The sequence below is a fragment of the Rhodopirellula sp. J20-39 genome, from assembly GCF_057365095.1.
In genome coordinates, this window is record NZ_CP195123.1 from 1627058 (window position 1) to 1640714 (window position 13657).

The 13657-nt window shown below is 55.0% G+C and carries 9 protein-coding genes; 6 read left to right on the forward strand and 3 right to left on the reverse strand.

The genetic code is table 11. From position 1 onward, the window contains the following. Window positions 1–21 precede the first annotated feature (21 nt). A complete protein-coding gene (locus ACR3ZL_RS05870) occupies window positions 22–1443 on the reverse strand; it encodes a putative sugar nucleotidyl transferase (RefSeq protein WP_473648818.1) in 1422 nt (473 codons plus the stop codon). A gap of 479 nt (window positions 1444–1922) precedes the next feature. Between ACR3ZL_RS05870 and ACR3ZL_RS05875 the strand changes: the two genes are divergently transcribed. The 6 genes from ACR3ZL_RS05875 (at window position 1923) to ACR3ZL_RS05900 (ending at window position 9090) form a co-directional block, all read left to right on the forward strand. Next, window positions 1923–3302, forward strand: coding sequence for a hypothetical protein (locus tag ACR3ZL_RS05875; protein WP_473648817.1), 1380 nt, complete (start codon window positions 1923–1925; stop codon window positions 3300–3302). Between the two features lie 772 nt (window positions 3303–4074). Beyond that, window positions 4075–5469: a poly-gamma-glutamate synthase PgsB gene (pgsB, locus tag ACR3ZL_RS05880; protein WP_473648816.1), complete on the forward strand. Its 1395-nt coding sequence runs from the start codon at window positions 4075–4077 to the stop codon at window positions 5467–5469. A gap of 1 nt (window position 5470) precedes the next feature. Further along, window positions 5471–5986: a poly-gamma-glutamate biosynthesis protein PgsC gene (gene pgsC / locus ACR3ZL_RS05885; protein WP_473648815.1), complete on the forward strand. Its 516-nt coding sequence runs from the start codon at window positions 5471–5473 to the stop codon at window positions 5984–5986. 61 nt (window positions 5987–6047) lie between these two features. Continuing rightward, the gene (pgsW, locus tag ACR3ZL_RS05890; protein ID WP_473648814.1) at window positions 6048–7298 is read left to right on the forward strand and encodes a poly-gamma-glutamate system protein; all 1251 of its coding nucleotides are present in this window, start codon (window positions 6048–6050) and stop codon (window positions 7296–7298) included. A 236-nt stretch (window positions 7299–7534) separates the two neighbouring features. Further along, window positions 7535–8206: an ABC transporter ATP-binding protein gene (locus ACR3ZL_RS05895; protein WP_486173274.1), complete on the forward strand. Its 672-nt coding sequence runs from the start codon at window positions 7535–7537 to the stop codon at window positions 8204–8206. Beyond that, the gene (locus ACR3ZL_RS05900; protein ID WP_473648812.1) at window positions 8203–9090 is read left to right on the forward strand and encodes a DUF58 domain-containing protein; all 888 of its coding nucleotides are present in this window, start codon (window positions 8203–8205) and stop codon (window positions 9088–9090) included. Before ACR3ZL_RS05895 ends, ACR3ZL_RS05900 begins: the two co-directional genes overlap by 4 nt. Window positions 9091–9176: 86 nt before the next feature. Here the strand turns inward: ACR3ZL_RS05900 and ACR3ZL_RS05905 are convergent, their stop codons facing one another. Together ACR3ZL_RS05905 and ACR3ZL_RS05910 are read right to left on the reverse strand one after the other, a co-directional pair. Beyond that, the gene (locus ACR3ZL_RS05905; protein ID WP_486173275.1) at window positions 9177–11270 is read right to left on the reverse strand and encodes a hypothetical protein; all 2094 of its coding nucleotides are present in this window, start codon (window positions 11268–11270) and stop codon (window positions 9177–9179) included. Beyond that, the gene (locus ACR3ZL_RS05910; protein WP_486173276.1) at window positions 11267–13567 is read right to left on the reverse strand and encodes an ABC transporter substrate-binding protein; all 2301 of its coding nucleotides are present in this window, start codon (window positions 13565–13567) and stop codon (window positions 11267–11269) included. The genes ACR3ZL_RS05905 and ACR3ZL_RS05910 overlap by 4 nt, the downstream gene beginning before the upstream one ends. Window positions 13568–13657 lie beyond the last annotated feature (90 nt).

Genomic DNA, 13657 nt, shown 5'->3' on the forward strand with positions numbered 1-13657 from the left:
ACGCTATCGGTTGGCTGTTTCTTAAAGACCGAGTTGATCGGATTGCTCTCGCTCGTTCTCGGTCAAGTGATACATCGCGTGAATGAGATCGATGTCGGCTTGGCGTTGTTCGACGTTACGGCGAGCGAACATTCGGGCTTGCGTGTTGACCATCACTTCAGGTGGCAGTAACGATGTTTGACCAAACAATCTCGCGTAGTTGACATAGCTGGGGACATTCCCGGTCACGAAGCCGTACATCATGCTGCAGACGCCGATGACCTTGCCGGTGAAGATGCCAGTGTTGATCGCTGACTTGGTGTAGTCGCCCATCACACAACCAAGGAACTGCATGCCTGTGGCGATTTTTTGGTCGCCGTATTCGATGTTGATTTTGCCGTAGGTGTTTTTCAGGTCACTGTTGCACGTACCAGCACCCAGGTTGATCCAGCTTCCCAGATAGCTGTGGCCCAAAAACCCGTGGTGTTGTTTGTTGGTGTAGGGCTCAATGATCGACGCTTCGACTTCGCCGCCGATTTTGGTGGTGTGCCCGACGGAGACACCATCTTTGATGGATGAGTGCTCAATCACGCGAGTTTTGTGCCCGGCGTGAAATGGCCCTTCCAAAAAGCAGAAGGGACCTACCTTCACGTCGTCTTCTAGAACGATGGCACCGCCGGAGGTATGGATCGATGCATATTGGCCCAGCGAGACATTCTTTCCGACAAAGACGCCGTCCTGAAGTTGTTCGTAGTTTCCCTTCGCGATGCGGTGTTCCATCGAGTCGCTCATGCTAACCATATGCGTCGCAACCACATCGTGAGGCCATCCGAAGACTTGCCATTTGCTGGTGGAAGGCATTCGCTCGGCTGTCATGGCGTGTCGACACAAGAAATCGCAAGCGTGTTGCGTGTAAGCCGATGTCGAAGCAGACGACTTGGAAGTGGATTTTGAAGATTTCGGGGTTGGGGCTTCAGCCGACTTACGGCGTTCTTTTTCGATGGCTGTGTTCACTTCGGCCGCAGGTAGCCAGGCCGCCAAAACGCTAGGTCGATCTGAACCGCTTGCTTCGTCGTCAGGTTCAGTGTCTTGGTCGTCACCGACTTCGGTGGCCACGGCAAAGCGTTTTGACTTGGTGAGTTCTTGAAGTCGCTTGAAGTTGGCCAGCGTGGGGGCCAGCCGCGCGTTGACTAGCAAAACGTCGCCGATTTTCTCGGTGGATGCTGAGGCGTCAGGTCGACCAAGCAGCGTGGGAACCTCTTCGATTGCAAAGTCCGTGTCTTGGATCGACCGCAGGTGAGGCCGAACTTCGCCAACCAGCTTCGACCCGGAGTTTTGGCTTTGCAGTTCTTGCAGCCAGTCGATCAGCCGGTAACCCGCGCACGTGATTGCATAAGCGGGCCGAGCGTGGGTGATCGGAGCTAGTTTTGCGACACGATCATCTTCGAAGCAATAAATCAGCATCAAACTGGTCGTCAGGTTAAGTCGAGGGAAATGCGGCCGAAATGTAAGTTTTCGTAAAGCATTGAATGAATGGGTTAGGAAGTTTAACCGGATTGTGCGTTTGATGCATGGTCAACGTTATTAGCCACATCAGTGTGTCGATGGAGGTCTCCAACTGAAACTGTCGTGGCCGAAATAGGCTTTCCGAGGTGGATTCGTGCGGCAGCTGATCGCGACGTTTGGGTTGGTAGTTGCCATCGATGGATGACCAGAACCGGTTGGAATCGTTGGCCTTGGCACTAGAAGCGAACTAAGGTTGAGTGCACATCGACATATGAGGGCCAGGATTGAAACGACATTCAACACAAAGCGAACCGGCCACTCGTTTGGCGCGTCCTCGCCGAGTCTTTTCGATGACACAACCACGCTGTTCGCAGCGGTCTGTTCAGGGCGTGGCATGTGAGCCTTGTGTAGCTACCTGTGTAGCAAACTGTGCTTGCATGACTGCGTTCATTATCGGTGTGGTGCTGGCGTCAGGTTTGCCTTTTGGAATGATCGCGATCGCGGACGGCACCGATCCTCGTGCGATGAATTCTGGTTCGAGCGGACATCAACGGGAATCGAAAGAACCGCTGAACTCACCTCTTTTGAAGGCAGGTCCCGATGACGTGGAACGACCCCGTTTCGACAAGTTGAACGGTCGCGGGTACGAGCACTGGATCGGGCGTATCAACAATTCGCACTATCATGCTCGCCAACTCGCGATCGAGAATCTGGTGCGGCTAGCGACTGAGTCGGACTCGTTTGAACGTGGGGAGATCGTACAAGCGTTGTGGCGATCAAGTCTGTTAGCCGACCTGGAAACACAATTACAGATTGAACGGATTGTCGATGAAATCGCAAACGAGGTCCATCATCAAGAACTCGATCGACTGGATCCGGCGAACATGTACGACGACGCGGAACAAAGTGTAGGAACTGCCGTGTTGGATGCGTGGCGTACGTTTTCACAGCGGGCTGGCAAGGGATCCGAAACCTTCGACGTTTTCACCCGACTTGCTGAGCAGGCGGGGCCCGATTTGGATTGGTCGCCCATCACGGCTAGCTGTGCCAATAGCTGGGGGCGATGGGGCCGCCACGAATCGTCGCAAACATTGATCGCCCATCTCGGTTGTGTTGCTTCGCGAAGCCCGCACTTGTACCGTGTCGAGTCAAAGATCATTTATTCGCACCTGGATCATTTCCAAGGCGTTGATCACGGCCTTGAGAATCCCGATGCGACAACCCGAGTGCTGGGCCGTCTAGTCGACGCCACTTTGCTAAGCAACCCATATGGATGGTCGATCGAACAGCGTTTGTATTTAGCCCTGATGTATCGGCGTGATGCAGTGGTGGAAGCGATTAGTACAAGAACGCTTGCGTCGGAATGCTTGCCTCAGGATCGGGTTGCGGCGCTGCTCGCGATCCATCAGCTCGAAATGGATGGACGCTTCCGCAGTGAATTAGCCACCGAATCAATGCGTCAGTCATGGCTGTGTGATGCAATGAAAGACCAACGGATTGTCGCGACCCATCCCGAAGTGTTGGTGGGTGCGATTGGTCGAGCGAGAAAAGCGTTGAAGGCTAATGGCGTAAACCCGTGGCCGTCGTCCTGGCCCATTCGGTCTCGGGTGCAGGACGCCGCCGTGTGGGCTGCTTGGGATTTGGCCGGCGTGGATGCGCGGCAGCATGGGATGGAGCATCTGCAAGCAGATCCCGTTTGGCGAGTCCGGCCAGCCAGCCTGGGTTTCGCGAGCCAATACGAGCGAGAGCAAGCGATCCGACTGGCTGAATCAGGACTAGTACAAGCCGAATCAGTCGACGTCATTCCGGTTCAGTAGCTGTAACGGTTGGTTAACAACGCTGGAGTTTGGTTCTTAGCCAAGGCCTATCCAGCCGATGGTGGTCACCACGACCAGGGGCAAGTTGCCACCTAGCGCAGAGACGCCATTTGATCGCTTAGCCGCCAATATTCCGCTAAGAATGTGGGGGGCTTAGTGTCTTCATCGGTATGGTTAACGATGTTGGCGGGAAGCGACTGGAGACCGAAAGGGTCGCCCGATCGAGTCTTAAAGACTCTGCGGATGGTCCGGACTGTTAGGAAAATCCGGGGATGTTTTCCTAACCGTCAAACTTGACCTGTCCGTCAAGGTCGGCTGGTGGATTCTGTGGCGTCGTCTCAGCCATAAGGTGCCTTTCTAGGTGTTTTAGGCGACTTTCGTAGTTCGAACGGGAATTATTGCGGACTGCTCTTTACTCAGACCGATGCTAGAGAATAATTCTCGAACTTCCCAAGAACGACATGAGTTTGGCTGACTCGTTCGCGGGCCTTTTCTAAGCCAATCGACCGCCCCCACACTGTCGGGCCGAGTCATCGAGAGAATTCGTAATGCATCCAGCGCGGGAGATCTGCGCGGCTTACTTTGCGGACCTTCAGCAACGATGATTCCGCACCTCCAGCGAAGTCGCGGTCACCAAACCCCCTTTTGAACTAGCGGCTGGATTGCCGTTAGTTGTCGGTTTTGTCGTATCGGTCAATCGGTTTCCCCCTTTCGCCAATGTTGGCGTTGAACCGTTGGCTCGCGTCTCCTCTGGTATGAAAGAGAACCGTCTGTGAACGGATTGCATGCATTGGTAGCGGTTGCCGCTACAGTTGGTTTGGCCGCTCTTGTTGAGGCCTGGTGGTATCGCCGTCAACTCGAGAAGATCCCTTATCGAATTCACGTCAACGGGACTCGCGGTAAGTCTTCGGTGACCCGTCTGATCGCCGCTGGTTTGCGGGCCGGTGGAATCAAAACATGTGCCAAGACCACGGGTACGTTGGCACGAATGATCTTCGCTGACGGTCGCGAGATGCCGATCTTCCGCCCGGATCGTGCAAACGTCATCGAGCAAAAACGGATTGTCAAAACTGCAGTTGCCGAAAAAGCCGAAGCATTGGTTATTGAGTGCATGGCTTTGCAACCGCTGTTGCAATCGGTTTGTGAACTCAAGTTGGTCCGCTCCACCCATGGTGTGATCACCAACGCCCGTGCCGACCATTTGGACGTGATGGGACCTACACGCTTGGACGTGGCTCGCGCTCTTTCGGCGACCGTTCCTGTGGGTGGAAAGTTCTTGACCGCCGAAGATCGCAACGACTCGCTAAACGTGATGAACGAAGCTTGTCGTGACCGCGGCTCGGAAATGCGTAACATTACATCGGAAGACTCCGCGAGCGTGACCGCCGAAGAGCTTTCGCAGTTCTCTTACCTGGAACACGCTGAAAACGTCGCGCTGTCGTTGGCCGTTTGTGCCGAGATGGGTGTAGACCGGGAAGTGGCTTTGCAAGGCATGTGGGCTGCGGAACCGGATCCGGGTGCGATGCGTGTTCACCAACAAACGGTGGCTGGCGACAACTGGCACTTCGTCAACGCGTTTGCTGCTAACGACCCTGAATCGACAACCCGAATCTGGGAAGCCGCTCACGATTATTTCCCCGGCGTGACTCGTCGAGTGCTAATCATGAATTGCCGCGTCGACCGAATCGACCGCAGCGTGACAATGGCGAATGCCTGCGTCGATTGGCGTAGCGTGGATCGAGTCGTCATCATCGGTTCGGGAACAGACGTGTTCCTTCGTCGCTTGCTGAAGGGCAAAATGAACCCAGATCACATCTTGTGCTTGGGGAACGCCAACGGCCGCGAAGTGGTTTCGATGCTAACGGAGTCGTTTGCCGCTGAAGAAGCCAAGACGCAACTTGTCGCCGCTGGGGCGGGCAGTTCGTTCAGCTCGGAATCATCAGCAACGGATGCAAATTCGGAAAGTTCGACCGGCCTAGCATCAACTGATATGATGCTAATGGGCGTTGGCAACATTGCCGGACCCGGGATGGCATTGGCCGATTTCTTCGCGGACGCAAATAGCTGCACCGACTTCGCTGCCAAGAAGGTTGTCAATCAACCAGCCACGGCTGGCGATTCGCAAGCAACCGCGTCTGAAGACAAACGTGTGCTGGAGATGGTCTGAGATGGAATGGTTAGCGTTGTCGATCGGAATTGGGTTGGTCGTCAGTCTGCTGTTCACGGAAGCCTTCGGGTTGAGTGTCGGAGGAATGATTGTTCCTGGATACTTGGCTCTGTCTTTTGATCAACCGTTGACGGTGGTCGCGACTATCGCGGCTGCATTACTGACCGCGTGGTTGGTGCACGAGGTGGATCGTTTTGCGATCTTGTTCGGACGTCGCCGGGTCGTGTTGACGATGGTGTTTGGTTTCGCGGTTGCGGCCACACTGCGAGCGATGTTGGAATTGATCTGGCCGAGCGTCTCGATGGCGATGGCGACAGGTTCCACCGGGACGGTTCCCAGTGGCGAGGTGTCGCTTGGTTGGCTGCAAAACATGACCGTGATTGGGTTCGTGATCCCAGGCTTGGTCGCATTGTGGATTTCACGTAGCGGTGTGGTGCAAACGTTATCGCCGCTGGTCATTGCTTCCGCGTTGGTGCATTTGGTGTTGGTTGCGATTGGCGTTACGAATTTGGCTTGAGCGGATTGTTGGAGCTACGCGGCGTGTCACGTTTTGAATTGATGATGAAAGAATCCTGAAGATGAAGAAACTGTACTATCGACCACAAAAGATTTCGTCGTGGTCGCTGGTGATCTTGGCGGTCGTGTCGATCGCAGTTGTTGTGGCGGTCCGCAGCATGCCTGCTCGCTGGCCAGTGATTGACAGATGGGCTGTCTTCGCGATGAGCGTTCCCGATCTGCAGGATCGGATGTTAGACGCTTCCGAGCGAGCTGAAGAAGCGTTCGACGCGATTCATTGTCGTCGCGTCGTTCTCAACCACACAATGCTTGATATCCATGATCCAGCGGACACGGGCATGTTGGGCCCGTCGATGTCCTTGGTGACCAGTCTTCCTGGTCACCTCGATGCAAAACAAACCAGTGTGAATCCGAATTTCGCTGCCGTAGCCATGCGATTGTTGGTTGATGCGGGGGTTCGCCCCGGCGACCGGATTGCGATTGGCTGCACCGGATCTTTTCCAGCGTTGAACATTGCGGTGTACAGCGCGGCGAAGTCGCTTGATTGTCGGCCTGTGATCGTCAGTAGTGCGGCTTCTAGCCAGTTCGGTGCGAATTCGCCCGACCTGATGTGGCCGGACATGGAGAAGATGCTATTTGACGAAGGGATTATGCCTTTTCGCAGCGAAATGGTTTCGCGCGGCGGGTTCGAGGATCGGGCCGCTGGCATGAGTGACGAAACGCGTAAAATTCTGGAAGCATCCATTGAACGCAGTGGGCTGCCGTTGATGGACAGTTCGGATGATCAGGATGCGATTGAACGCCGGATGCTCGTTTACTCCGAAGCCGTTGAGGACGAGACCTACGCGGTTTATATCAACGTCGGTGGTGGTGATGCCTCCGTTGGCGGTACTGTTGGCAATGATACGCTTGGTGAAGGTGTGATTCGTCCGGTATCAGCCTATTCGCCAAGTCGCCTTCTGGGCGCGACCCAGGTCGGAATGTCGAAAACCCCAGACGGGAAACCTTCGCCCAATGATTGTGTCGCAGCGAGGTTCTTAGCGTCAGGCATTCCGGTCATCAACATGATCAACGCTGTGAAGTTGGCAAAGCAGTATGGCTTGCCGGTCACACCAACCGAAATTACCCCAGCGGGAGAAGGCGGTGTGTATGCGGTTGCTGATATGCGACGGATTTTCGCCGTGATCGGGATCGTGTTCATTACATTGATGACATTGCTTGTCGTGCGACCACCACAACGATTGGTCGATGCGGCTAAGAAACGCGGTTGGTTCGGCGACGATGCAAAGTCGCAGCCACAGTGGATGGTTTAGCTGTAGCGGACTTGTGTTCGGCTACGGTCCCGCGTAGATAGCATGGGCACGATCAGCGTTTGAAAAACCGATTGCTTTGGGCGAGTGGTGCAGGACAGGCCTATTGCGGTAGACGGCCTGAGATAGAGCCACTGTTATGCAACGAAGTCTGACGCGGGGGGATCTGGCGGTTCGGTACGCTTGGTGGTTTGTTACACTGGTTGTGCACCCGTTGTCCCGTAGTTTGAAAGCCATCCGTGTTAACAGTTCAGCACGTTCGTAAAGCGTACCCGACCCCCGGAGAGCCCCTTTGCGTTCTGAAAGATGTGTCGTTGGATTTGTCGCCGGGACAGTCCGCGGCGATTGTCGGTCCCAGCGGGAGCGGTAAGACAACGTTGTTGCAGATTTTGGGGACACTTGATTCACCCGATGGCGGAACCGTGTCGATCAATGGCGACAATCCGTTTTCGATGACTGAGAAGCAGCGGGCTTTGTTCCGAAACCAATCGATCGGTTTCGTGTTTCAAGATCACCATCTGTTGCCACAACTATCGGTGTTGGAAAACGTGCTGATTCCGTCGCTGGCGATCGGGCGACCGACTTCGGAACACCGTGACCGAGCATTGTCGTTAATCGAATCGGTCGGTTTGGGTGAACGGACGACCCACTTGCCAGGTCAGTTGTCTGGTGGTGAACGGGAGCGAGTCGCGATTGCGAGGTTGTTGTTGATGCGTCCCACTCTGATTTTAGCGGATGAACCCACCGGTAATTTGGATGCCCGAACGGCTGGCGAGATCACCGAGTTGTTGTTGCGTTTGCAGGCGGACGAGAATGCCGTCTTGGTAGCCGTGACCCACTCGACGGCTTTGGCCGAGTCGCTTGATCAACGCTGGGAATTGGTTGATGGCCAACTTGAGTCGCGATCATGACCGCCTCGCTTTCACCTGAATCGCTCCAGAAGATCAAGCGGCTCGACTTGCGGGCTCGGATGGTAGTGCGAGGGTTTTTGCAGGGGCTTCATACCAGCCCGCTTCAAGGCTTTTCGGTTCAGTTTAGCGAGCACCGACGTTACAACCGCGGCGATGATCCGAAGCTGATCGATTGGTTGGTGTACGCCAAGACGGACAAGCACTACATCAAGCGGTTCGAAGCGGAAACCAACCTGACCGGCTACTTGGTCATGGACCTTTCAAAATCGATGGGATTTGGTGATCTGCATTCGATGACCAAGTTCGAATACGCAACATGCTTGGCTGCCTCGTTGACGTATTTGATGACGATGCAAAAGGATCCTGTGGGATTGCTAACGTTTCGGGATAAGTTGCGGGCGGTCTTGCCGGCGCGAAGTCGTCGTGGGCAAATGGGCGACGTCATGGCGGCGCTTTCGGCGATGACGCCGGATGGCACGACTGAGTTGCCCGATAGCTTAATCCAGGTCGCCGCGATGCTGCGGCACCACAGTTTGATCATGTTGTTTTCGGATCTGTTAGGGGATCCCAGTGAAGTGCTATCCGCGTTGGGACGTTTGCGACATGGCGGTCACGATGTGATTGTGTTCCATGTCATGGACGAAGCCGAGGTGACATTCCCCTACGAAGGGCCGATCGAATTTGAAGATCCGGAATCCGGCGAGAAGGTCACGGTGGACGCGACCGGGTTTCGATCGGAGTATTTGCAGGGCGTCGAAGCTTTTAGGGCTGCGTACCAAAAAGGGTGCAGCGCGATGCGGATCGACTACGTCCCGCTGGACACTGGAATGCCGTTCGACAAGGCGCTCACCGAGTACCTGCAGCAGCGTCAGGCTCGCTTCTAGCGTTGATCGGTGGTTACCAGTTTGGTGTAGCGTTCCGCGGTGAATAAAGCGGTTATTAAAGCAGATTAGGCCAGGTTAAAGTTGCCCTATTCAGCGGTTTCTGTTTCCGACGATGTTTCGCCTTCTTCGCCTTCTTCGCCTTCTTCGCCTTCTTCGTCGTCTTCGTCGTCTTCGGATGGCAATTTGCCGTTTTGCTTGGCCAAGATCAAAGCGTCTTCAAGTTCATTAATGATCTTGGGGTTGATGTGCTTGGATAGCAAGCCTCGGGTCGTGCTAAACATTTGGTCGACCTTGGCTTGCTGGTTAGCGTTGCGACCGATTGCCTTTAGAAACTCGGTTTGTTTCTTGCCCATGTCATTGGCAATCCGTTCATTGGACGGTTCGTTACGCAAGCCTTCCAGCAACTCTTCGGCCTCTTTAAGTTCGCCCTTCTTCAGTCGCATCATGATTCGAGCTTTGAAGAGTTCACGAACCGCAATTAGGTCAATGATCACGTTTTGGACGCCACGGATGTAGGCTTCCGCTTGCAGTCGCATGTCGTCGCCGGCTAGGTCAGCAACCGTGATGGGATAGTGGCCGGGGACGATCGGCAAACGTGCGAGCACAGCACCACCGTTTTTGACATACAGCAAACGCAACGGGCTTTCGATCTTTCCTACCGTCATGACACCATTCCAGTTAGTGCGGCCAACGAATGTCATGGACTTGCCTTCGAGTTCTTTGTCGTAGATCTCGTAGCCGATTAGCGGCTGGTTGGGATCTCCCTTGGCGTGCAATCGCAGAGTTGTCTCTTCCAGACGCGGTCGCACCAGAATTCCCATGCGATGGGTGCGGTTATTACTGCGTCCCTGGAGCCCACCCATACGTCCCGCATGGAAGTCCATTTTGACTTTTTCGCCGTCCGCTTCGGTGGTGATTAAGTATGCCCAGTCAAGTGGTCCGATGGTCATGGGCTTTCCGTTGCGGTCGTCTTTTCGCACCATCGGCTGCAAGACGTCGCCGACCCGAATGTGTGCGGGGGAGTCTTTGTCCAATGCCAGTCCTGCGGCACGGACTAGGCCGGTGGCTGATTTTTGCCCGGCGTTATCAATACGAACGACCGGAGAAAAAGCGTTGCGGACGGATGCCCCGACGACTTCGGCGAGTTGTCCTTCGGTGGCCAATGGCATCGTCGTGACGCTGCCGAAGTGACGCATGAGTGTGTCCAGTTCGATTACCTGAACGCTCATCGGTGCCTGCTGGGTTTGCAGCCGAGCAATGTAAATTTTGTCGAACTGCTCAATCGCCTGCACAACCTGGCCTTTGATCGGAGGCACGATCAGCTTGGCATTCGGATCGGTCAGCGTATCGCCCATACCTCGAGAAACGAGAATGGCTTCGGTCGACTCCTCTTTCCAAAGCTCTTGCACGGCAACTGCATCACCTTGGATTGGGACGAGTTTATCCTTCCAGGCAAACTTGGCCGGTGTGGTTTCAAATTCGGGATCGGCTTCGATTCGGTCGATGATGTCCTGGACGCGAGCCTTGGTGCCTTGGATGCCATTGAGGAATCGTCCCGCATCGCCAGCGAAGTGGATGCGAAGAGAATCTTTGTGGGTGCGTTTGATCGCAATCACCGGATCGGATCCCGCGATCACGTCAAAGTCGAGTGATCCCAAATCCCGCTGGGCCATTGTTGATACGGCGGGAGGAGCGTCAGCGATTGCGGTCCGCCAGACTGAAAAGAAGTCGCGATCGACAAAGTCGTGGACTTGTTGGCGAAGGGAATCGGCGTTGATGCGAGGATTGTCCGAGGCGATCCAGATCAGCACGCGATAGGGTGCGTAGTCGAACGGTGGTGGTTCCTCAGGACGAGCTTCCAGTTGTCCTGGTTCCAGACCCTCCGAAGAGTTTTCGCTGGCTGACGCATCCGAAGGTGAGGCATTCGAAGATGATCCGTCGGGAGTCGTCGGGGAATCAGTTCCACCCGGCGCGGTGACGTCGATCGAGTTGGGGCCGACGTCTGGGTTTGCGGTCGCCTGATTGGCAACTGGATTACTAGCATTCGGGTCGGTTGCAGATTCAACGGCAACAACGTTCGAGATCGTAGCAACACTGATCCAAGCGACAGCGGCAAGTAACGCCACGGTTCGCGCCGAGTGATGGAGGATACGATGACTCATCTTGTTAGATTGATTCATAGGGACAACCTCCACTTTTCAGCATTTTGGTAGAGCGACACGATGTCAGAGCCCACGCCGAGTAGATTTCGGTTGTAAGCGTAAGAGTCCACGAGTTGCCAAAGCGGGAGCACTGGGAGTTCGTTATTGGAAATGAAGTGCAGATCCAACAAGCGGTCGCGAGCATCTTTCCAGTTCTTTGATTCTTCCAAACGTCGTAGCCCCAGTCCCACCAGTTGATCGGTACTGCCGGCCATGCCGCTGGGGCCGAGGACGCGGCGAGCATCAATGATGGGTTCCCAGACTGCCGCGGCGACGTATGCCAGATCAGCCTGTCCTTCTTTCGGGAACGCTTCCCCGACGGGGAGTTCGACCAGTTCAACTTCCAGGTCGAGTAGTTCCCACTGGCTCTTGATCGCTTCACACGCGGTGCGCGACAGGTTCTCGGGCGGGTACGCCAGTCGAATCGGTGTCAGTTCGGGGGTCTCTTCTTTTCGACGGTCCGCAAGAGCTTCCATTTGATTCGCATTCATGGTCATCAACAGCTTGGCCAGACGGGGTTCGTAGCGTCGCGGTTTGATGTTTTGGTCGTAGGCATAACCAAGCGGATCATTGTCTTCCAAGCCAGCGGGGAACGGGCCTGATAGGACTCGGCAGCCCGGTACTTCCATGCTCTCTAGCAATTCGCCGGTCAGGATGTCTTCGCGGTTGGTCCCATAGACCAGTGCACGTCGGAACGTACGTTCGGCAAGATAGGGATGGTCGCTGCACGGTACCAGCATGTGGATGCTGGGTAGCGGATAGCGTGCGACTCGTACACTGCGGTTCTTTTCCAATCGCACCGCGTCGGCGGGGAAGAGTTGGTCCAGCACATCGACTTCGCCTTGAAGCAGCATCGCGACGCCTTCGCGTGCGGACTCGGTGCGGATCTCGACAATTTCGCGAGGCTGGGATGCGGTGCGTTGCTCGCCGACCAGTGTGTACCGAACCGTGTCGCCTTCAACCTTATCGCGTCGGTAATCACCGGTGGGCGAACCCGGTTCACCGCCAAACCAACTGCCGTCGACATTCATTTGCACCAGGGCGGCAGGAAGCACGTTGGGGCGACGCAGTACGCAATCGATTTGCTTGGGACCATCCAGACCGATTTGTTCGACCGAGGCAGCCCAGGGTGAAAAGTACAGGTCGCTGGATGGCATGACACGTTCAGCCAAACGATCGGCGACGAAGAAACCGTTGACGCGGTTAAGTGGTGCTTGCAGCTTTTCTGGAACCAAAATCATCGAGAACTTCATACGGTCGGCACTTTGTTCGGTTTCGCCAAACAGGAACTCGTACTCACCGCCCTCAGGTCCAGCGCCCTGCATTTCAAACAACACGCGGTACAGCAAGCGACCTGCACGTCTCGCCGCCCAATTGTCCAGTCGCGTGGGATCGGGATCTTTGGCGGTCTGCAAGACACCCACTTTAACGAGCGGGTAAATCTCTTCGATCTTTCGTGCCAGTTCCTTACCGCCTTCGATGGTCGGCTTCAAATAAAGGCATTCGCGTGCTAGACGACGAGCGTCGCGGAACTCTTGGAAGACGTTTGTTTCGATCCCTTTGGCCAGAGCAACTTTGGCTTTGTCTCGCCGTTCCTCGGCCATCTTGTAAAACGTATCGTTCCACTTTTTGATCGAGGTCAGCGGCTTACCGGCGTAGTCCTTTTCCAGACGGGCGAGCAGCTTTTGGGCGAGTTCCAATTGCTTCTTCTTCATTAAGTCCAACATCAACCGATCGGTCATTTCGGACAGAGCACGCATGACGACGCCGCCCTTGTATTCCGGGGCGTATCGCTGGAGTTCTTCAAGCATGGCCAAGGCGGGACCGATTTCGCCGTTGCGAGCACGACGTCCCGCGTCTCGAAAAAGAAACTCGCCTCGCAGTGTGCGAAGATTGCGACGATTGGGGTAATCCCGAATCAAAATTGATAGGAACGGATACGCGCCAGGAAAATCGCCCGCCTTGATGCGTTCAGCGGTCTCGCGTTCTAGTCGTTTTTCCCAAAAATCAATCGACTCAATGTTCTTCCAATCTGCTACGAACTCCTTCGTTTCGATACCGATGATCTTGAACTTAATCACGCCCTTGGGATCTTGAGGCATCGTGCGACCCCCTTCCAGTTCCAGCAGGCGTGCCTTCACCCAGCCGCCACCCGCTTCTTCGTTGAACTGGATGATATCGTGCGGTTCTTCTTGAAGCAGTTCGAGGCCGGGAGCCTCTGGTCGGCCCTTTTCGGCATAATTGATGATCTCGCCAGAACAGGTCTGGACCGTCATCCAAGCAATGCACAAGAGGCCGGCAAAGCAACTCGAAAAGCGAATAAGATTTTTGCTGAGTGAAAACATGAAGTTGGTATTCAGGATGAG

Excerpts from the sequence above, each read along its gene's own strand:
- ACR3ZL_RS05870 (WP_473648818.1), bottom strand. The coding sequence starts at position 1,443 with ATGCTGATTTATTGCTTCGAAGATGATCGTGTCGCAAAACTAGCTCCG.
- ACR3ZL_RS05875 (WP_473648817.1), top strand. The coding sequence starts at position 1,923 with ATGACTGCGTTCATTATCGGTGTGGTGCTGGCGTCAGGTTTGCCTTTT.
- pgsC (WP_473648815.1), top strand. The coding sequence starts at position 5,471 with ATGGAATGGTTAGCGTTGTCGATCGGAATTGGGTTGGTCGTCAGTCTG.
- pgsW (WP_473648814.1), top strand. The coding sequence starts at position 6,048 with ATGAAGAAACTGTACTATCGACCACAAAAGATTTCGTCGTGGTCGCTG.
- ACR3ZL_RS05900 (WP_473648812.1), top strand. The coding sequence starts at position 8,203 with ATGACCGCCTCGCTTTCACCTGAATCGCTCCAGAAGATCAAGCGGCTC.
- ACR3ZL_RS05905 (WP_486173275.1), bottom strand. The coding sequence starts at position 11,270 with ATGAATCAATCTAACAAGATGAGTCATCGTATCCTCCATCACTCGGCG.
- ACR3ZL_RS05910 (WP_486173276.1), bottom strand. The coding sequence starts at position 13,567 with ATGACGGTCCAGACCTGTTCTGGCGAGATCATCAATTATGCCGAAAAG.